General features: G+C 67.6%; 14 protein-coding genes. 6 read left to right on the plus strand and 8 right to left on the minus strand.

The window, feature by feature from the left end; translation table 11 throughout:
* The first annotated feature begins 92 nt into the window (after window positions 1–92).
* The 3 genes from CSW64_RS18050 to CSW64_RS18060 all read left to right on the plus strand — a co-directional run bounded on the left by CSW64_RS18050 (window position 93) and on the right by CSW64_RS18060 (window position 5,346).
* Window positions 93–1,223, plus strand: a complete 1,131-nt coding sequence (locus CSW64_RS18050) for a lysophospholipase (RefSeq protein WP_216361206.1) — start codon at window positions 93–95, stop codon at window positions 1,221–1,223.
* Window positions 1,224–1,352: 129 nt separating this feature from the next.
* The gene (locus CSW64_RS18055) at window positions 1,353–3,068 is read left to right on the plus strand and encodes a sulfatase family protein (protein ID WP_150131449.1); all 1,716 of its coding nucleotides are present in this window, start codon (window positions 1,353–1,355) and stop codon (window positions 3,066–3,068) included.
* Window positions 3,069–3,117: 49 nt separating this feature from the next.
* Window positions 3,118–5,346, plus strand: coding sequence for a TonB-dependent receptor (locus CSW64_RS18060; protein ID WP_099623401.1), 2,229 nt, complete (start codon window positions 3,118–3,120; stop codon window positions 5,344–5,346).
* Between the two features lie 266 nt (window positions 5,347–5,612).
* Here CSW64_RS18060 and CSW64_RS18065 read toward each other — a convergent pair whose 3' ends face one another.
* Genes CSW64_RS18065 through CSW64_RS18080 form a run of 4 tightly spaced genes read right to left on the minus strand, consistent with a single transcriptional unit; the run spans window position 5,613 to window position 11,692 of the window.
* Window positions 5,613–6,350, minus strand: coding sequence for a helix-turn-helix domain-containing protein (locus CSW64_RS18065; RefSeq protein WP_099623402.1), 738 nt, complete (start codon window positions 6,348–6,350; stop codon window positions 5,613–5,615).
* 49 nt (window positions 6,351–6,399) lie between these two features.
* Window positions 6,400–7,998: a fatty acid--CoA ligase gene (locus tag CSW64_RS18070; RefSeq protein WP_099623403.1), complete on the minus strand. Its 1,599-nt coding sequence runs from the start codon at window positions 7,996–7,998 to the stop codon at window positions 6,400–6,402.
* Window positions 7,999–8,010: 12 nt separating this feature from the next.
* Entirely contained in the window at window positions 8,011–9,210 is a 1,200-nt protein-coding gene (locus CSW64_RS18075; RefSeq protein ID WP_099623404.1) for an acyl-CoA dehydrogenase family protein, read from the minus strand.
* 58 nt (window positions 9,211–9,268) lie between these two features.
* A complete protein-coding gene (locus CSW64_RS18080) occupies window positions 9,269–11,692 on the minus strand; it encodes a TonB-dependent receptor (protein WP_099624333.1) in 2,424 nt (807 codons plus the stop codon).
* 154 nt (window positions 11,693–11,846) lie between these two features.
* Between CSW64_RS18080 and CSW64_RS18085 the strand changes: the two genes are divergently transcribed.
* Window positions 11,847–12,590, plus strand: a complete 744-nt coding sequence (locus CSW64_RS18085) for a helix-turn-helix transcriptional regulator (protein WP_245863760.1) — start codon at window positions 11,847–11,849, stop codon at window positions 12,588–12,590.
* A 6-nt stretch (window positions 12,591–12,596) separates the two neighbouring features.
* Here the strand turns inward: CSW64_RS18085 and CSW64_RS18090 are convergent, their stop codons facing one another.
* The gene (locus CSW64_RS18090) at window positions 12,597–13,034 is read right to left on the minus strand and encodes a DUF2147 domain-containing protein (protein ID WP_099623406.1); all 438 of its coding nucleotides are present in this window, start codon (window positions 13,032–13,034) and stop codon (window positions 12,597–12,599) included.
* 194 nt (window positions 13,035–13,228) lie between these two features.
* On the opposite strand from CSW64_RS18090, the gene CSW64_RS18095 reads away from it, so the two are divergent.
* Window positions 13,229–14,392 carry an acyl-CoA dehydrogenase family protein gene (locus CSW64_RS18095; protein WP_099623407.1) on the plus strand — a complete coding sequence of 388 codons (1,164 nt, stop codon included), beginning with the start codon at window positions 13,229–13,231 and terminating at the stop codon, window positions 14,390–14,392.
* Here the strand turns inward: CSW64_RS18095 and CSW64_RS18100 are convergent.
* The 3 genes from CSW64_RS18100 to CSW64_RS22425 all read right to left on the minus strand — a co-directional run bounded on the left by CSW64_RS18100 (window position 14,389) and on the right by CSW64_RS22425 (window position 19,429).
* Window positions 14,389–16,749 (minus strand): TonB-dependent receptor, encoded by a 2,361-nt coding sequence (locus tag CSW64_RS18100; protein WP_099623408.1) that lies wholly within the window; start codon window positions 16,747–16,749, stop codon window positions 14,389–14,391. The two genes, CSW64_RS18095 and CSW64_RS18100, sit on opposite strands and share 4 nt — an antisense overlap.
* A gap of 122 nt (window positions 16,750–16,871) precedes the next feature.
* Entirely contained in the window at window positions 16,872–18,788 is a 1,917-nt protein-coding gene (locus CSW64_RS18105; protein ID WP_099623409.1) for a tetratricopeptide repeat-containing sulfotransferase family protein, read from the minus strand.
* Between the two features lie 62 nt (window positions 18,789–18,850).
* The gene (locus tag CSW64_RS22425; protein WP_099623410.1) at window positions 18,851–19,429 is read right to left on the minus strand and encodes a TetR/AcrR family transcriptional regulator; all 579 of its coding nucleotides are present in this window, start codon (window positions 19,427–19,429) and stop codon (window positions 18,851–18,853) included.
* Between the two features lie 128 nt (window positions 19,430–19,557).
* Between CSW64_RS22425 and CSW64_RS18115 the strand changes: the two genes are divergently transcribed.
* The gene (locus CSW64_RS18115; RefSeq protein WP_099623411.1) at window positions 19,558–20,712 is read left to right on the plus strand and encodes an efflux RND transporter periplasmic adaptor subunit; all 1,155 of its coding nucleotides are present in this window, start codon (window positions 19,558–19,560) and stop codon (window positions 20,710–20,712) included.
* The last annotated feature ends 13 nt before the right edge of the window (window positions 20,713–20,725 follow it).

The raw sequence follows: 20,725 nt of genomic DNA on the forward strand, positions 1-20,725 counted from the left end.
AGCGCGCCCGGGCCAATTAATTAGATTTCTAATGTTTATAGCCTCGGCGGGCCCAACCGCCAAGGCGCAGGGTTCGAGGAGAGGAGCCGGGGATGACCGAAGATGAAATGATGAGCCGCGTGGAATGCCAGTTCATCGGCCGCCCCTCGGCGACCGCGCCGCGCATCCAGGCCGGCGGCCATCCCTGCCAGGGCCTCTACTGGACCCCCGAGGGCAAGCGCCCGAAGGTCGCCCTGATCGCCACCCACTACAACGTCGACTTCGCCGAGCACTACATCGCGCCCTACTTCGCCGAGCGCGGCTACGGCTTCCTGGGCTGGAACACTCGCTATCGCGGCGTCGAGGACCAGTTCCTGCTCGAGCACGCCCTGATCGACATCAGCGTCGGCATGAAGTGGTTGAAGGAAGAAGCCGGGGTCGAGCAGATCATCATCCTGGGCAACTCCGGCGGCGGCTCGCTGATGGGCGCCTACCAGGCGGAAGCCATCGCCCCGACCCTGGCCGACCTGCTCAAGGGCGAAGGCCGCGACGTGCTGGCCAGCCTGCCCGGGGCCGACCTGTATATCTCGCTGAACGCCCACCAGGGCCGTCCGGAGGTGCTGACCGACTGGATGGACGCCTCGGTGGTCGACGAGAATGACCCGGTCGCCACCGACGAAAGCCTGAACCCGTTCAACCCGGACAACGGCCCGCCCTACTCGGCCGAGTTCGTCGAACGCTACCGCGCCGGTCAGCGCGCCCGCAACCAGCGCATCACCGACTGGGCCAAAGCCGAGCTGATCCGCCTGAACGAGGCCGGCATCCCCGACCGCATCTTCCCGATGTTCCGTGTCTGGGGCGACATCCGCTGCATGGACCCGGCGCTGGACCCGTCCGACCGGATCACCCCCCTCTGCTACCGCGGCCATCCGGCGATCGCGAACAAGACGCCCAGCATCGGCCGCGCCAACACCATCAAGACCTGGCTCAACATGTGGAGCCTCGAGACCTCGAAGTGCCAGGGCAAGCCGCACCTGGAGAAGTTCGACCTGCCCGCGCTGGTCGTCCAGGGCAGCGCCGACACCGGCGTGTTCCCGAGCGACGCCCAGAAGATCCACGACTTCATCGGCTCGAAGGACAAGACCCTGCGCATGCTGCCGGGCGCCCACTATTTCGAAGACTCCATGCAGCACCGCGTCACCGCCACGGACGTCATGTGCGAGTGGATCGAGGCGCGCCTCTGAGATTTTCTTGCGACAGAGGGCCGCGCCCGGGTGAACCCCGGGATGCGGCCCTTGCCTGATAATAGTTAGAATGCTAACTTAATTCTCAAGCGGGCCGTCAGTGCGCGCAGAGAATGGGGAGTGATCGACATGGTCGCAGGTCCGACCAGACGCAGCGTGCTATCCGCCGGCGGCCTCGTGGTCGCCGCCTCCACCGCGGCTCCGGCCGCGACCGCCGTCGCGGCGCCGGTTTCGCCGAAGCGCGCGCGCGGACCGCGCGCCCGCCCCCTGAACATCCTGATGATCGTCAACGACCAGGAACGGTCGTTCGCCGACATCCCTTCGGCCATTCCCCTGCCCGCCCACGACTGGCTGCGGGCGCGCGGCGTCTCCTTCGCCAACTACCACGTCAACACCAGCCCCTGCGGTCCGTCGCGGGCGGTGATGTATACGGGCCAGCACACCCAGCGGACGGGCGTCTACGCCAATCCCAACACCCCGCCGATGCCCGAGCTGAAGCCGGACGTCCCGACGATCGGGACCATGCTCCGCCAGCTCGGCTACCACACCTCCTACAAGGGCAAGTGGCACGTCTCGAACGTGACCCTGGGCGAGACCCACGGCCCCGCCGAGGGCATCTTTCCGAACGCCTCCGGCGCGCTCGAGGCCTACGGCTTCTCGGACTACAACTTCGACGGCGAGCGGGTCGGCCTGACCTGGCAGGGCTTCATGGACGACGGCGTGACCGCCGCCGACGCCGTGAACCAGCTGCGGGCCTTCCGCGACGGGGCCGTGGGCGACAAGCCCTGGTTCATGGCGGTCAACTTCATCAATCCGCACGACATCATGTTCTTCGACGCCGTCGGCGACGGCGAGAAGAGCCGCGCGCGGCCGAACCTGATCTCGCCCCTGCTGCCGGCCCCCGGCGATCCGATCTACGACGTCGACTGGAAGCAGCCGCTGCCGCGCAGCTTCCACGATGACCTGACCGACAAGCCCGCCGGCCACGCCGCGATCAACGCCGTGGGTTGGGCCTTCTACGGCAAGCTGCCGCGCAGCAACGAAGCCGCCTGGCGGAACTTCCAGAACTACTACTTCAACTGCATCCGTGACGCGAACCGGCATGTGATGACGGTGCTCAAGGCGCTGGAGCAGAGCGGCCAGCTGGACGACACCATCGTCGTCTTCACCTCCGACCACGGCGAGCGAGCCGGCGCCCACGGCATGCGCCAGAAGGGCGGCACCATCTACAAGGAGGATCTGCGCGTCCCCTTCGTGGTCGTGCACCCCGACGTCAAGGGTGGTTTCTCGACCGACGCCCTGGCCTCGTCGGTGGACATCGTCCCGACCCTGCTTGCGCTGGCCGGCCAGACGGACATCGCCGAGAAGCACCCCCAGCTGAAGGGCGTCGATCTGTCGTCGGCCCTGGCCGGACCGAAGGCCCGCACGGCCCGCGACCAGCGCGGCGTCCTGTTCAACTACGCCATCCGCTACGGCTGGAACGCGCCGGACGCCCCCAGCGGCGACGCCGAGACCCGGCCGCTGCCGCAACCCGACCTGTCGCTGCGCCGCCTGTTCCGGGGCGTGCACGACGGCCGCTACAAGTTCGCGCGCTACTTCGCGCCCGCCCAGCACCATACGCCTACGACCTGGGAACAGCTGCGCGCGCACAACGACCTGGAGCTGTACGACACGCTCAAGGACGCCGACGAACTGAAGAATCTGGCCGCTGGGCCCGATGCACCCCAGGGTGAGATCATGCGCCTCAACGCCATGACCAACGCCCTGATCGCCGCCGAAGTCGGAAAGGACGACGGCTCCGAGTATCCCGGACCCGCGGGACAGTACACGACCCTGACAGCGTAACGACTTTTCAGCGTCGGTGCGCCGGGGCTGGACTACAACGAGGAAACTGATGAAGGCCCAAACCCTCCTTGGCGCCAGTGTGCTGGCGCTCGCCCTGGCGGCTGGCCAAGCCGCCGCCCAAGACCAGCAGGTCACCGTCGAAGAGGTGATCGTCACCGCGACCAAGAAGGCCCAGACCCTTCAGGAAGTGCCGATCTCGCTCGCCGCGGTCACCGGCGAGGTGATCGAGGAACGCGGCATCCGCCAGTTCACCGACCTGCAGGCCTCGGTCCCCAACCTGCAGATCGACCAGACCAACGGCAACTACGCCATCACCATCCGCGGCCTGGGCTCGGGCGCCTCGAACCTGGCGTTCGAGCAGTCGGTCGGCCTGTTCGTCGACGGCGTCTATTCGGGCCGCGCCCGTTCGCTGCAGACCGCCTTCATGGACGTCGAGCGCGTCGAGGTCGTCCGCGGCCCGCAAGGCGCCCTGTTCGGCAAGAACACCAACGCCGGCGCCATCAGCCTGATCTCCCGCGCCCCGACCCGCAGCTTCGAGGCCGAGGCCCGCGTCGGCGCCGAGCTCGAGTACGGCGGCTGGAACGCCAGCGGCTTCATCTCCGGCCCGCTCGGCGACAACCTGGCCGGCCGCTTCACCTTCTCCAGCGGCTACTCCGGCCCGTACATCGAGAACCGGCTGAAGAAGACGGACGAGTACGACAATCAGTACTACGGCATCCGCGGCCAGCTGCGCTGGGAGCCCACCGACGCCCTCGACGTGACCCTCAAGATCGAAGGCTCGCAGAACGAGATCAGCGGCGGCAACATCGTCTTCAACAACCTCGGGACCTGCGGCCTCTGCAACGTGGCCCGCAACGCGGCCGGCGGCCCCGGCGTGGCGCAGGAGAAGCCGGACTTCTGGCGCACCACCAGTTCCGCCCGTCCGGAGTACAACGACACCTCGACGGCCCTGACTTCGGTCACCGCCAACTGGGACCTCGGCGACTGGACCCTGACCTCGATCACCGCCTACTCGGGCGTGGTCGCGGACCAGGCCATCGACACCGACGTCAGCGCCCTGCACCTGCTGGACGCCCACCAGTCCGAGCGCTCCAACCAGTTCTTCCAGGAGTTCCGCTTCAGCGGCACGATCGGCGAGAACCTCGATGTCATCGGCGGCCTGACCTACCTCAAGTCGAAGATGAAGATCGTCCAGCTGGTCTACTACAACGGCACGCCCTACGGCCTGCCCGCCTACCAGGCCGACGCCAATCGCAGCTTCCGCCAGGAAAGCGAGTCGCTGTCGCCGTACGTGGCCCTGGACTACCGGCTGACCGAGCATTGGCACCTGAGCGGCAGCCTGCGCTACAGCAACGAGACCAAGGACGCCCGGATCACTCACACCATCGTCGGCACGTTGCCGGCCTCCAACATGCCCTACGACCTGAAGGGCAGCATGGAAGAGGGTCTGTGGGACTATTCGGCGAAGGTCCGCTACCAGTTCAACCGCGACGCCCAGGTTTACCTGAGCTACGCGACCGGGACGAAGGGCGGCGGCTTCATCTCCAACGACGGCCTGCTGCTCTACAACATCATCAACAACGGCGCGACGATCGACTACGACTCTGAACGCGCCAAGTCCTGGGAGCTGGGCGCCAAGTTCCGCCTGTTCGACGGTCGGGGCGACCTGAACATCGCGCTGTTCAGCACCGACTTCACCGACCTGCAGGTGTCGTCCTACACCGGCACCGGCTTCACGACCGGCAACGCCGCCAAGGCGACCTCGAAGGGCGTGGAGATCGAGACCAACTGGCGTCCGAACGAGATCTTCAGCTTCGGCGGCAGCGTGGCCTATCTCGACGCCAAGTATGACGACTACCCCGGCGCGGCCTGCGTCTACGACGCGCCGCCGACCTGCGTCCCCAAGACCAACAACCTCAAGGGCTACGCCCTGACCCGCGCGCCGGAATGGAAGTGGAGCGCCTACGCCCAGGTCGAGGTCCCGGTCACCGACGACCTGGAGTTCACCGGCCGCGTCTCCGCCGACTACACCGACCTGTCCTACTACCAGTCGGACATGAACCCGCTGAACGCCCAGCCGGCCTACACCAAGGTCGACGCGCGCCTGGGGATCAAGTCGCAGGCCGGTCGCTGGGAAGCGGCGCTGATCGGGCGCAACCTGACCAACGAGGTGGTCTTCAGCCAGGCGTTCAACGTGCCGCTGATCGGCGGCAACAGCCATGGCGCCATGATCAATCCGCCGCGCACCGTTGCGATCGAGCTGGTCAAGAAATTCTGACCGAAAGCCGCTTTCGGAAGACTGGGCGGGCGGGGAGCGATCCCCGCCCGTTTCTTTTGCGCCCTGTTTCGTCTGGCCGTTGATCCAGATCAACGACGACCGACGCCCGTCGGCGGAAAGCTGCCCCCTGCAAGGAGACAGCGAAATGATCGAAGCCCTTTCCCAGCTGCCCGTCGTCCACCAGATCTATCTGGTCGGCGTGATCGCCGCGTTCAGCGCCTTCGGCGTGGCGCTGGCCATCGTGCATGTCTGGTCGAACGCGCCCGTCAGGCCTCTCGCCCGCCGGCCAGCCGCCGAAGACGTTCGGGATCTTCGACCCTTGCAGACCGCGCGGTTGGCAGCGTGATCACGCCGGCCGACTTGAGCTTGGTCAACGTCCGGCTGACCGTCTCGATGGTCAGGCCCAGATAGTCGCCGATCTCGGACCGGCTCATCGGCAGCGAAAACTCCCCGCCCTTGCGGACACCGCCCTCCCCTCGGGCCGCGACGTCCAGGAGGAACGAGGCCAGCCGCTCGGACGCCGACTTCCGCCCCAGGAGCAGCATGTGTTCCTGGGCCGCCTGGAGATCATGCGAGGCGCGATCGAGCAGAGCGGCTTCCAGGCTCGGCACCTCAGCCAGCAGCGTACGATAGGCGCTGCGCTTGAAGCGGCAGACGGTCACCGGTTCGACCGCCTCGGCGGAGAACGGATAGACCTCTCCGGCCGCCATGCCGAGAAAGTCGCCCGCGAACAGGAAGCCGACGATCTGACGTCGACCGTCGGGCAGCAGCTTGCTCACCCGGACGACGCCGGAGGTGATGTTGAACAGGTGATCGGCCGGATCGCCCTCATAGGCGAGGGTCGCATCGGCCGGCAGGGTCAAGGTCTCCGCGATCGCGGCCAGGCGGTCCAGGCCGGCCTCGTTCAGCGCGCCGCAGACGCTGATGGCGCGCGCCGAACACTGGCCGCAGGCGCTGACGCTCTCGACATGAGGGCAGTCGCGAAGGGAAAGCTGGGCGAGCAACGGGGCCGCCTTTCGTGATCGAGGCGGCCCTTCTAACAGACCCCTTCGGTCAGTTCACCCTCCGCTCGCGACCGGCCCAGTAGGGCTCTCGCAGCTCACGGCGCAGGATCTTGCCCGAGGCGTTGCGCGGCAGGGCGTCGATGAAGTCCACGGTCTTGGGCGCCTTGAAGGCGGCGATCCGGCCGCGGGCGAAAGCGATGATGTCGTCCGGCGTCGCGGTCTGGCCGGGCTTCAGCGCCACGACGGCCTTCACCGCCTCGCCCCACTTCTCGTCCGGCACGCCGATGACCGCCACCTCCGCCACCGCCGGGTGGCCGTAGACAGCGCTCTCGACCTCGGCCGGATAGATGTTCTCGGCGCCGGAGATGATCATGTCCTTCACCCGGTCGTGGATGAACAGGTAGCCGTCCTCGTCCAGGTAGCCGGCGTCGCCGGTGCGCAGCCAGCCGTCCGCACCGACCGTGGCCCGGGTGGCCTCGTCCAGACGCCAGTAACCGGCCATGTTGGCGACCGAGCGGGTCGCCACCTCGCCCACGGTGTTCGGCGGCAGGCTGTTTCCGTCGCCGTCGATGATCTTCAGCTCGACGCCCGGCATGGGCAGGCCGGCGGCGCGCATGCGGGCGTTGCCGGCGGGATCGTGATCCTCGGGCGGCAGATAGACGATCGTGCCGCACGTCTCGGTCATGCCGTACTGCTGGCAGAAGCCGCAGCCGAACACCTCCATGCACTCCCGAAGCAGGTCCAGCGGAATCGGGCTGGCCCCGTACAGGATGTACTTCATCCGGCTGTAGTCGACCTCGCGGGCGCGCGGCTGGCGCACCACGATCTGCAGCGCCGCCGGCACCATGAACATCTTGCTGATCCGCTCGTGCTCGATGAAGTCGAGCACCTTGAACGGGTCGAACTCGCGAGCCACGACGCCCTTGGCGCCGTTGTAGAGGCCGACGATGCCCCAGCCGGTGCCGCCGATATGGGCCACCGGCATGGCCACCAAACTGACGTCGTCCGGTCCCCACTCGTTCCAGGCCATCTTCGCCTCGGCCGCCGCGCGGCGGCCCGACAGGATGTTGGCGTGGGTCAGCATGGCGCCCTTGGGCCGCCCGGTCGTGCCTGAGGTGTAGAGCTGAACCGCCACGTCCTGGGCGGTGATGGCGACGGCCGGATCGGCGTCGGAAGCCGCGTCGCGCCAAGCCTCGAACAGCGGCGCGTCCCCCGCGCCCTCGGCCTCCATCGCGATGACCTTGGGCCGCTGGGTCAGATGAGCGGCGACATCTTCGGTCAGGCCGATGACCTCGGGACCGACGAACACCAGCGGCGCCTCGGAATCCTGGACGATGTAGGCGACCTCGGGCGGGGCAAGGCGCCAGCCGATCGGGGTCATGACGACGCCGACCTTGGCCGCTCCGATCAACAGCTCGAAATAGTGGTCGCTGTTCTTGCCGACGTAGGCGATCCGCTGCCCCTTCTTCAGGCCCGCGGCCGTCAGGGCGTTGGCGACGCGGTTGGTGTTGCGGTCAAAGGCCGCGAACGTCGTGTCTCGCCCCTCGAAACTCAGCGCCACCGAGCCCCGCCGCTCGCGAGCGTGGTAGCGGGCGACGTCGCCCAGGGTCGGCATCTGGTCGAAGTCGACCGCGGTCTGAACACTCATACGCTTTCGTCCCTATAGGCCCAGAACCAAGCGGGCCATGATGTCCCGCTGGATCTCGTTCGAGCCGCCGTAGATCGAGGCGGCCCGGTTGTTGAGGTACCTGGGCATCGCGACCAGGCTGTGCTCGGGTCCGACCGGCGTCTCGTTCGAGCCCGGCTCCCGCGCCTCGATCTGGTCGACGCCGGCGTAATAGCCCGCCGTCTCGATCGCCAGTTCGTCGATGCGCTGCATCGCCTCGGTTCCCTGGGTCTTCAGCATCGACGAGGCCGGGCCGGGGTTCTTGCCGGCGGACAGCGCCGTCATCACCCGATGCTCGGTCACCTCGATGGCCTCGACCGCGATCTCGGCGGCGGCCAGCCGGCCGCGGAAGGCCGGATCGTCCAGCAGGGCGACGCCGTCGCCTCGCTCCTCCCGCGCCATCGCCCGCAAGCGATCCAGCGAGACCTTCAGCCCCGGCGCCGAACCCCCGCCCCGCTCGAACTCCAGCAGGTACTTGGCGACGGTCCAGCCGTCGTTCTCCTCGCCCAGACGACCGGAGACCGGCACGCGGACGTCGGTGAAGAAGACCTGGTTCACCTCATGCTCGCCGGCCAGGGTGATGATCGGCTTCACCTCGATCCCGGGCGTATCCATCTCGAGCAGCAGGAAGGTGATCCCCTTCTGCGGCTTGCCCTCGAAGTTGGTCCGCACCAGGCAGAACATGCGGTTGGCCCAGTGGGCGTGGGTGGTCCAGATCTTGGACCCGTTCAGGACGTAGTGATCGCCATCCCGCACCGCTCGCATCTGCAGGCTGGCCAGGTCGGACCCGCTGCCCGGCTCGCTGTAGCCCTGGCACCAGTAGTCCTCGCCGGACAGGATCCGCGGCAGGAAAAAGGCCTTCTGCTCAGGCGTGCCGTAGCGCTGGATGCAGGGCCCGACCATGCGCAGCCCCATCGGCGACAGCCCGGGGGCGCCGGCGCGGGCGCATTCGGCGGCGAAGATGTAGCGCTGCATCTCGGTCCAGCCGCAGCCGCCGTACTCGACCGGCCAGCTCGGCGCGACCCAGCCCTTGGCGTGCAGAATCTTCTGCCAGGGCAGGCTGTACTTCTTGTCGACGAAGACGCTGGTCATCCGCCGGCCGGCGGCGCTCAGCTCCGGCGGCAGATGTTCGGAAAGAAACGCCCGGACCTCGTCGCGAAAGGCGAGGTCCGGAGCGCTGAGTTCGAGGTTCATCGAGGCCTCTTCAAAGGGACAGACAACAGGAAAAGGCCGCGACGCGCCTCGGTTAGGATCAGAACTTGGCCCGCAGCGTCACGCCGGCGGTCCGCGGCGCGCCCAGGAAGGCGGCGAAGGTGCCGGACTGCAGCGGCTGATCGACGACGACCTGGTAGTAGTCGACGTTGGTCAGGTTCTGGGCCCAGGCCTCGATCATCCAACGCTCGTCCTCGGAGCCGACGCCGATCCGGCCGTTCCAGATCGTCATCGACTGCTGGCTCTTGTTCGGATCGAGGTTCGAGCCGGTGTTGTACTCCGAGGTGAACTTGCCCGAGAGGCTGGCCCGGATGATCAGGCCCATGCCGATCGAGCCCTCGTACGACCCGCCCCAGGACGCCGACCACAACGGTGCGTAGGAGAGACGCGAGTCGACCAGCCGCTGGCTCAGCGTGGCGGGGATCTGCTTGCCGAACTGGGTCTCGGCGTAGGTCACCCCGGCGTTGAAGCGCAGCCCCTCGATCGGCGTGCGCCACATGGCGTCCAGATCGACGCCGCGCGAGGTCACCTCCGGGATCGACTCCACGATCCAGGACACGCCGGTGAAGGTGTTGAGCTGGAAGCCCTCGTATTTCTGGTCGAACCAGGCCGCGTTCAGGATGACCCGGTTGCCGAACAGATTGCTTTTCACCCCCAGCTCGTAGCTGACCACGGTCTCGGCCGGGAAGCTGGTGTCGCGATTGATGACGCCGAAGCCCAGACGCGCCCGGTCGAGGTTGAAGCCGCCGCTCTTGAAGCCCGAAGCGTAGGACGCATAGGCCATCAGGGCGTCATTGACGCGGTAGCTGGCCTTCAGCGTGCCGCTCCAGCGGTTCTCGGTGCGCGACTGCCGGTTGGCCGTGTTGTTGAACGCCGGATCCGAATGCGGGGCGCAGAGAGCGCCCAGCACCGTCGGACGAGAAGCCGCCGGCACCAGGGTGATGAACGGCCCGGTTCCGGCCGTTACCTGGCCCAGCAGGCTGGCGCAGGCGTTGGCCGGCGCGCTGTTGGTGTACAGCGACGAGACCTTCTTCTCCTCATCCGTGTAGCGCAGGCCCAGGGTGATCTCGAACGCGTCGGTCACATGCCAGGTGTTGTTGGTGAACAGCGCCCAGCCGGCCGACTTGTGCTCGTGGATATCCTTCGGGCCCTGGCCGGCCGGGAAGTTCGCGCCCGCCGGCAGGCCGGTGATCGCCGAGACGAAGGTCGGGGATGCGCCGCTGGAGAACAGCAGGCTGAAGTAGCGCTCGTAGTCCGAACCGAACTTGGTGAAGGTCCGGGCTTCGAGCTTCTCGTCGGCATAGAAGGCGCCCACGAGCCAGTCGAGCTTATCGGTCGAACCGGCCAGCCGGACTTCCTGCGAGAAGACCTTGAACTCCTGGGAGGTGTCCTTGTCGGCGTCTCGGTACCAGATGTCGGCGCCGCTGTAGTCGATGTCCGAGCCCTGGGTCAGCTGCCACACGCGATAGGCGCTGATCGAGGTCAGGGTGACGTCGTCGTTGATGTCCCAGGTCACCTCGCCGGAGAAGCCCTTGTCGGTGATGTCCTGGACCATCTCTCGGTTGGCATAGGTGCTGCGTGTCCAGGGATCCGTCGGATTGACCGTGCCCGTTCCGCCGGCCAGGGCGTTGACGATGCCCGCCCCTGCGACGCCGGTGGCGGTCCGGAAGGTCGGCACGTTGACGCAGCAGTGTTCGTCGCGGTCCGTCAGGTCAGCCAGAAGCCGGACCTTCAGCGTGTCCGTGGGCAGCCACAGCAGCTGGCCGCGGATGGTGTAGAAGTTCTGGTCCTGGTCATCGCGCGTGGTGCGCGGCCCCTTGCCGGGATTGACGGTGTAGAACCCGTCACGCTCACGCTTGGCGACGTATAGGCGGCCGGCCAGCTTGTCGCCGGCGACCGGCCCGGTGACCGTCGCCGAGACGCCGCGGGCGTCATAGTTGCCGAGCGTCAGCTCGCCCTGGGCGCCGAACTCGAACGACGGCTCCTTGGTGATGACGTTGATGACGCCGGCGGAGGTGTTCTTGCCGAACAGCGTGCCCTGGGGGCCTTTCAGAATCTCGATCCGCTCCAGCTCGCCGAGGTCGCCGAAAGCCACGCCGCTACGGGCTCGGTAAACGCCGTCGACGACCGTTCCGACCGAGGACTCAAGGCCGGGGTTGTCGCCGATGGTGCCCACGCCGCGGATGCGGATCGAGGTCTGGGCCTCGCTGGTCGAGGAGGTGACGCTCAGGCCCGGCGTGACGGTCTGCAGGTCCTTCACGTCGCGGACGCCCGCGTCCTGGAGCTGCTGGCCGGAGACGACGGCCACCACGATCGGCACGTCCTGAAGGTTCTGCTCCCGCTTCTGAGCGGTGACGATGATCTCTTCGACGGTCGCCGAGCCGGCGTCCTGAGCGTACGCAGGGGCCGTCAGGCACGCGACGGCGATAACGGCGCAGGACGCCGCCCACTTGAACTCTCTCATCAGTCCCTCCCTGTCGCCCTTGAGGGCGTTGTTGTTTGGGTGCGTCGCGATGGCGAGCATCGTTCGACAGCTTGCGGAGGACCCCCTTCGACGACAAGCTAGCGGAACTGATAGGGGCGCTGTCCCCCGGGGTCCGATGCCGATTTCTACCACCATGCGATTGATCGTTGAACTCGCGGAACGCGTGCAGACGGTCGGCGCTGAAATGGACCTGCCCTACATCGCCGTCAGCGCCGACATCGGCAGTCCCGAACCCATGCGCGGGCCAGACGGACGCCCCTTCGCGGAGACGCTGTTCCGCTGGATGGACCCGACCCTTGAGTACTGGAAGGACCGCTCCTTCGCGCTGAAGTCGCCGCTGGTCCACGCCGCGCGCGCTTGCGCCGAACCGTTCTTCTACTCGGGCGGCCGGTTCGCGACCTGGCGCCCCTGTCCGGCGATCGAGGTGTTCAGCTACGAGAAGATGGAGACCGCCGCGCTGGGAGCCGCCATCGTCGCCCCGGTGTATCTGCCGGGCGGGGCCATCGGCGCGATCGTCTGGGCCTCGCCGGATAGCACGCTCGATGTCGAGGCCATCTTCGCCGCCCGCGCCGAGAGCCTGCACGCGCTCGCCCTGCGTCTGCTATCGGCCTATCACGAAGCACACGGGATCGAGGCCAGCGCGCCGCCGGTGCGCCTGACCCGGCGGGAGATCCAGTGCCTGAAATGGGCGGCGGCGGGAAAGACCGACGCGGAGATCGCCGACATCGTGCAGATCTCGCTGCCGACGGTCCGCTTCCACGTCACCAACGCCGCGCGCAAGCTGGATGTCGCCGGCCGGTCGCAGGCGATCTATCGCGCCTCGACCCTCGGCTACATCGGCGCCGTCGAGACCGGAAACCGACCGCTGACGATCTGAGCGCGGCTACTTCGCCCGGGTCCAGGTCTGGGTCCGGCAGATGGGACCGACGCAGCCCTTCAGCTTGATCACATCGCGCGACACCAGGGTGATACGGCTGCTGGTCCCGCGGTCGCCGCTGTCGGGATCATAGACCGGGCCGCCCTTCCATTCCGTCGGACCGCCCGTCAGATTCTCCAGCACCCGCAGCCCCATGACCTTGCGCGAGCGCAGCGCGGCGTTGCCGTTGCGCACGTCGCGCTGATCCGGATTGGTCCGCAGCGGCGCGCCGTCGACGACCCGCCCGCAGAGAGCCTCGCCGCAGCGGTGGATCTCGACCACCCCGCCCTGGCGTTCGGTCTTCCACCGGCCGATCAGCGGCGTAGCGGGATCCTGGGACGAGGCGACGGCCGGCGTCCCGGCCAGCAAGGCGACGATCGCGAACGCGAGGCCGGAACGAGACATGGAAGCTCCTGAGAAGGCGAGGCCGCCGAAAGCTCGATCATATTTACCGTAATGTCAATATTGTGTCCGTTGCGGCAAGCTTCCGCAACGACAAGTCATTGATCAGAAAGCGAAGTTTCCCCAGCGGAACGGCATTCCGGGGGACGGACGCGCGTGCTATCTCCGCCCCCAATTCCAGTGTCCGGGAGCCTCTCATGACCGACGCCGCCGCCGATCTCGTCGAACGGATCTCCGCCTTCATCCGCGAGACGGTGATCCCCTACGAAGGCGACGCCCGCATCGGCAAGCACGGCCCGTCCGACGACCTGCGCATCGAGCTGCAGGCCAAGGCCAGGGCGGCCGGCCTTCTCTCGCCGCACGTCGGCAGGGAGTTCGGCGGCCACGGCCTGAACCATCGCCAGATCGCCCAAGCCTTCCGCGCCGCCGGCTATTCGCTGCTCGGGCCGGTGGCGCTGAACATCATGGCTCCCGACGAGGGCAACATGGCGATGCTGGAAAAGGTCGCCTCGGAGGCCCAGAAGGAGCGCTTCCTGCGCCCGCTGGCCTCCGGCGCGGTACGCTCGGCCTTCCTGATGACCGAGCCCGACGGCGGCGCCGGCTCTGACCCGTCGATGATGCAGACCACGGCGGTCCAGGACGGCAACCATTGGGTCATCAACGGCCGCAAGACCTTCATCACCGGGGCCGACGGCGCCGGCTTCGGCATCATCATGGCCCGCACCGAGACCGGCGCGACCATGTTCCTGGCCGACATGGGCGGCGACGACATCCGCATCGACCGTGTGCTCGACACCATCGACCGCACCATGCCGGGCGGCCATGCGATGATGACGCTCGAAAATGTCCGCGTGCCGGCCGACCAGATCCTCGGCGAGATCGGCCAGGGCTTCAAGTACGCCCAGGTGCGCCTGGCGCCCGCCCGCCTGACCCATTGCATGCGCTGGTGGGGCGCCGCCAAGCGCGCGCACGACACGGCGGTCGAGTACGCCACGCACCGCATGGCTTTCGGCAAGCCGCTGATCGACCACGAAGGCGTCGGCTTCATGTTGGCGGACAACGAGATCGACCTGAAACAGGCCGAGCTGATGATCGACTGGTGCGCCGGCGTGCTCGACGTCCACGGCCACGGCGCCGGCACCGAGGAATCCAGCTTCGCCAAGGTGGCGGTCTCGGAAGCCCTGTTCCGCATCGCCGACCGCTGCGTGCAGGTGCTCGGCGGCCTGGGCGTCACCGACGATACGCCGGTCCACCAGATCTTCCGCGATATCCGCGCCTTCCGGATCTACGATGGTCCGTCCGAGGTGCACCGCTGGTCGATCGCCAAGCGGATCAAGAAACGGGCCCTCGCCGGCGCCTAGAACTTGCGGCCGAACCGGACGCCGAAGGTCCGGGGCTTGGTCGGCACGATGTAGGTCTGGGCGCCGCAGACGGCCTCGGCGCATTCGGCGTAGCGGTGCAGGTTGGCCCGCTCGTCGAAGGCGTTGGTCAGGAACAGGCCGACGCTCCAGTCGTCACGGTCCATGCCCGCCGTCAGGTCGACCAGGGTGTAGCCCGGCATCCTGCCGATGATCTCCCGCTCCTCGATCCGGAGATCGGTCCAGGCGTTGGTCTGGTGAACGACCGCGCCCTGTACATACAGGTTCAGGTCGTCGATCGACCACGCGTAGCGGACCGTGAAGTTGGCCTTCAGCTTGGGCGTGACCGGAAGTTCCGTCCCGTCCGGCGCCTCCGGGTTGGGACAGTTGGTCTCCGGGTTGCCGTTGGCGTCGACGAAGCCGCAGTAGTTCTCGGTCAGCTGGGCGTCGTTGTAGGCGAACCCGCCGGACAGGGTCAGCTCCTCGCTCGCTCGCCAGACGACGTCGGCCTCGACCCCGAAGATCCGCGCCTGGCCGGCGTTCTTGATCTCGGTCAGGCCGTTGGCGCCGAGCAGGGCGAACTGGAAATCCTCCCATTCCTCCAGGTAGATCGCGCCGTTGAAGCGCAGGCTGTTCTGCAGCCAGCTGGTCTTCCAGCCGGCCTCGTAGTTGGTCAGGAAGTCGGACTTGTACGGCGGCAGGGTGCTGCGCCGGTTGATCCCGCCGGGCCGGTAGCCGGTCGACCAGGTGGCGTAGATCAGCTTGTCCGGGTCGAGCTTGTAGGTGACGTTGATCCGGTGCGTGTTGCCGGTCTCCTCGGTCGCCTTGTCGAGGTTGGTGCAGGGCGCGTTGGCCGTCACCGCGGGCTTGAAGCAGGCCGCGACTCCGGTGGTCGAGCTGTAGCCCGTCCCGAAGCCGAAGAAACCGCGCAGCGAGTTCTCGGCCTTGAAGAACCGGATACCGCCGGTCACCGCCAAACGCTCGGTGATGTCGTAGGTCATGTCGAGGAAGGCGGCGTAGTCCTTGTCCTCGCGGTCCTGCTTGGTCAGCCACAGGGTGTCTGCCCAGCCGGGCACCTCGGTCGCCGCGGCCAGGTTGTCGATCCGATAGCGCTGCTGAATGTCATGGGTCTGTTTCTGGTAGAACAGGCCGGCGACGAAGCGGAACCGCGCCTCGCTGTCTGACGACAGCCGGAACTCGTGGCTTTCCTTGGTATAGCCGTCCTTGGCCTGGATGTACTGCGACGGGTTGATGTAGTTGCCGAAATCGTCGGTGATATAGGCGCCGTAGCCCATCAAGGTGTCGTAGAAGTACGAGTAGTCCGAATAGTCCAGCGAATAATCGACGTCGCGTTTCATGTAGGCGCCGGCGTAGATCGCATCGAGACTGCCGATCTTGCCCTCGATGGTCAGGGCGGCTTGATACCACTGGTCCTTCGAGAATTCGGGATAGAAGTGGGTCACCTTGAGATCGCCGACGTTCGGATCGAAGGCAAAGAGACCGTTGGTCTCCTCCTTCTGCCCCATCAGCGTGGGAGTGATCGTCCAGTTGTCGTCGAGGTCGATCTTGAGCGCGGCCCGGGCGCCGACGGTCTCGACGTCGTTGTAGTCCTTCTTGACCCGATCGCGGTTGTTGATGGTCACGCCCGAGGTCGGGAAGGTCCGTTCACCGTAGACGTTGTCGACGTAGCCGCCCTCGCGGACATACCAGCCGACCAGACGCACCGCCGCGCGATCCGACAGCGGCGCATTGACAAAGCCCTCGACCGAACCGCCGAGACCGCCGTGGTCGATCGCGGTCCCCGTGACGTCATAGCCGGCCGCAAAGCCTGCCGTGCTGGGCTTGTTGGCGATCAGCCTCAGCGTGCCCGCCTGGGAGCTGGCGCCGTAGAGGGTGCCCTGCGGCCCGGCCAGGGCCTCGACCCGCTCCATGTCGTAGACGTGGATGTCGAGCGCGCCCTGGATCGTGGTGATCGGCTGTTCGTCGAGATAGACGCCGACGCTGGGCAAGGGACCGGAGTGGTTGCCGTCCCCGCCGCTGGCGACGCCGCGCATATAGACGTTGGAGAAGCCCGGCGCCGTGGTCTGGAAAGACACGCTGGGCAGGAACTTGGCGTAGTCGTTGAAGTCCGAGACGACCAGCTGCTCAAGCTTTTCGCCGCCCATGGCCTGGACGCTGATCGGCACGTCCTGCAGGTCCTCGGCGCGCTTCTGTGCGGTGACGACGACCTCCTCGACGGTCGGCGGCGCCCCTTGCGCCCAAGCCGGTCCGACGCCGGTCAGCATTGTGGTGGTCAACAGCGCCGCGGTCCCCGTGAGGCCGCGCAGCGGGTAAGCTCTCGACGCACGACTGGACGCCATCGCACACCCCCGTTCGAGAACAATGTTCTCCGATGTGAGTCCTCCGGCGGCGGACTGTCAAGGGAAAGCCCGGCCCATCTCCGTCCGGTCCAGCAAACGCTCGAAGACGCGGCGCCGAGGGCTCAGTCGGACGGCGCCTGGGGGTAGCGCGCCAACGTCTGGCCGAGCGCCTCGGCGAGCGGCCCCAGGTGCGATTCGTAGTGTCGCCAATGCTCGACCGCGTCGGCGAAGATAGGCCGGCGGACCTGTTCGGAGCTGGCGGTCCGCACCGCCCGGTCGTTCTCGTAGAAGCGCAGGCACCCGTCTTCGAACGGCAGGCCGCAGTAGTCGAGCAGACGCCGCACCTCGCCCTCGGGGTCCTCGACCATGCGCTCGTAGAACACCCGCTGAACCGCGCCCGGCTGTACGGCGTCGAAATGGGCCATCAGCGCGACGTAATCGGCATAGTAGCGGCCCAGTTCGACAAGATCGTAGGAGAAGCCCTGTCCCCGGGCGAAGTGCTGCTTGAAGGCCGAGAAGCAGCAGCCCATCGGATGGCGGCGGGCGTCGATGATCTTCGCCCGCGGCAGGATCAGCCGGATAAGGCCGATATGGGCGAAGTTGTTCGGCATCTTGTCGATGAAGAACGGTCGGCCGAGCTTGCGCTGCATGCGCGTGCGGTCGAGGTACTCTTCGCCGAGGGCGCGGACCGCCTCCGCGTCCAGCTCGCTGAGCATCTCCGGATAGCGCGACGGGTCGGCGCGGCGGCGACGTCCGCCCAGCCTGCGCGCCATCGAGATGACGTCGGGCAGCTCCATGGTGCCCTCGACCGCCGAGTGGCTGGCCAGGATCTGCTCGATCAGCGTTGATCCCGAGCGCGGGAGGCCGACCACGAAGATCGGATCGGCCGCGTCGCAGCCCCAGTCCGCACGCTCGGCGAAGAAGGCCGGCGTGAACACCGCCTTCGACCGTTCCATATGCGCCGTGACGGCTTCGGCGTCGTAGTCGATCCCCGCGCGCCGCAGTTTCGCGCCCTCGGCATAGCGGACCCAGGACTCGCCATAGCGCCCCGCGTCCTCCAGCGCCTTGCCGAGAGCGAAGGACAGGTGGAAGCGGTCCTCGTCGGAGAGATCCGAACGCGCCGCCTGGACAGTCATGGCTTCCAGGTCGGCGGGGGCGAACGACCAAGTCTTCAGGTTGGCCAGGCTCCACCAAGCCTCGCCGAGGCTCGGCTCCAGCGCCAGGCTTCGCCGGTAGGCCTCGACGCTCTCCGACGCCCGGCCGACGGTCTTCAACGCATGGCCCAGGCTCATCCAGGCCTTGGGCTGGTCAGGATGGTCGGCGAGGACGTCCCGGTAGAGGGCGATGGTCTGCTCGTACTCGCCGATGCGGCCCAGGGCGGCGGCCTTGAGATTGCGATAGCCGGGATGACGCGGCGCCCGCGCCAGAAGCGGCTCCAGCTGAGCGATCGCCTCGTCCGGCCGGCCCAGGCGGTAGAGCACCGTGGCATGGTTGTAGCGCGCCTCTGCGAACCCCGGAGCCAGCTCGAGACAGCGCGACAGCAGCAACTCGGCGTCCTCGTAGCGGCCCAGGCGCGCGCCCACCTCGGCCAGCATGCGGATCGCGGCCACATTGGTCGGATGATCGCGCAGATAGGCCCGCAACCCGGCCTCTGCGACCGCCAGGCGATTGTCGAAGAGCGCCGTCGCGGCCTCGACCAGCGCCGGCTCGGACACCGAGGCGCGGATCTGGCCGGCGGTCGCCGCCTCGACGCCACGATCATCGCCGACCAGAGCCAGCTGTTCGCTCAACGCCTGCCAGGCGGCCGGCCCGCCCGCGCCGGCGCCGGCCGCCCGCCGCAGAACCGGGATCGCCTCGCGCGGCCTGCCGAGCCTTGCCAGCGCGAGGCCGCGCAGCAGCGAAGTCTCGGGATCTCCTGGGAAGGCGCGCAGAATTTCGTCGGCCTGTTCAGCGGCCAGGTCGGGCGCCTGGGCCAGCAGCCGGAAGCCGTTGGCCAGCGCCGCCGCCCGATCGCCCGTTACGTCCCGCGCCTGATCCAAGTCCCGCCCTCGCGCCCGTCCGCCGGACGATCCGCCGAACCCGCGCGGCAGTCAAACCTCGGCTAGGGATCGATCGCGGCCTGGATGATCCTGGCCAGGCGGTCACGCATCTTGTCCCGTCGATCCGCGGGCATGTCCGGCATGTCGTCGATGACGCGTCCCAGGCTCATGCCCATCATGATGTTGGAGGCCACGCGGGCGCGGATATCGGCGTCGGGACCGCCGAGCCAATCCTGAAAAAACTCGAAGAACTTGCCCCGGCTGCACACACGCACCATCTCCGCTGCCTTAGGGGAAGACGCGGAGAGCAGCATGATGAGAAACATGTCCAGCTTGGCGTCGGCCAGCTTGTCCTCAAGCAACGCCGTCGCCATGCGCTCGCCGAAGCCCGCCGGGTCGCCATCGAAGAACTCCGGATTGGGCTCGCAGGCGAGGGACACCACCTCCATGAACAGCTCGTCCTTGGAGCCGAAGTACCGGCTGATGAGCGCGGCGTCGACGCCCGCGTCGGAAGCGATCTCGCGCAGACTGGCGCCGTCGTAACCTTCGCGCGCGAAGCGCTTCCGAGCCGCCTCGAGGATGGCGGCGCGGGTCATGGCGGCGTTGCGGATCTTGTTTCCAGCGGCGTCGGTGAGGGTCATTTCCCGCCCTTTGATTTTTTTGTCATCGCTCGTTGACTTATATAATGGCGCTCCCCTTATAAGTCACCAACCGTTGACTTGGCCCCTCCTCCCAGGGCCGGACGGACTACGATCGAGGGGTCCAACTCATGCGGAAATTGCCCGCTTTCACTGCGCTCGGCCTGATTACGGCCGTAGCGCTCGCCGGCTGTGGAAAACCGGAGGCGCAAGGCGCCCCGCCGCCGCCTCAGGTGTCCGTCGCGACGCCGCTTCAGGAAACCGTCGTCGACTGGTCTGACTTCGTCGGCCGCTTCGAAGCGCCGCAGCAGGTCGAGGTCCGCGCGCGAGCCGGCGGCTTCGTGCAGGCGGTTCACTTCCGCGACGGCCAGTACGTCCAGAAGGGTCAGCTGCTCTTCACCCTCGACCCGCGCCAGGCGCAGGCGGCCCTGGCTTCGGCCCAGGCCCGCGCGGCCCAGGCCCGCGGCGAGCTGGAGCGCGCCGAGGCCCTGGTCGCCACCCAGGCGATCTCCCGCGAGCTGTACGACAGCCGCAAGGCCGCGGCGCTGGTCGCCGACGCCGAGGTCCGCGCCCGCCAACTGGACGTCGAGTTCACGCGGGTGACGGCGCCGATCTCCGGCACGGTCTCCGACCGCCGGGTCGATCCGGGCAACGTCATCGCCGGCGGCACTTCGGCCGGCGACGTCCTGACCACGATCGTCTCGACCAGCCCGATCTACTTCACCTTCGACGCCTCCGAAGCCCAGTTGCTGCAAGCGCAGCGCGCCGGCGCCAAGGGCGGCGCGACCGTGAAGGTCAAGCTGCAGGACGAGCCGGACTACAACTGGACCGGCAAGGTCGACTTCTCGGACAACGCCCTCGATGGCGGCTCCGGCGCGGTGCGCATGCGCGCCGTGATCAACAATCCGGGCAACTTCCTGAAGCCCGGCATGTTCGGCCACGCCCGTCTCGAAGGCGCCGCGCCCTACCAGGCCATGCTCCTGCCTGACACCGCCATCGCTTCGGACGCCGCCCGCAAGGTGGTCTACGTCGCGAACGCCGACGGTTCGGTCGCCGTGAAGCCCGTGCAGCTCGGCCCGCTCAGCGGCGGCCTGCGCGTGATCCGCAGCGGCCTGACGCCGACCGACAAGGTCATCGTCAACGGCATCCAGCGTGTCCAGCAGCCCGGCGTGAAGGTCCAGGCCAAGACGGTGGCGATCACCCGTCCGAAGTCCGGTCCGGTCGGCCAGGCGCCCGCCCCCAGCATCCCGCCCGCTTCGGTCGCGACGCCCGTCGGCGCGAACTAGGCCCGGAAGAGTC

Origin of the sequence: Caulobacter mirabilis (genome assembly GCF_002749615.1) — a bacterium.
Classification (GTDB): domain Bacteria; phylum Pseudomonadota; class Alphaproteobacteria; order Caulobacterales; family Caulobacteraceae; genus Caulobacter; species Caulobacter mirabilis.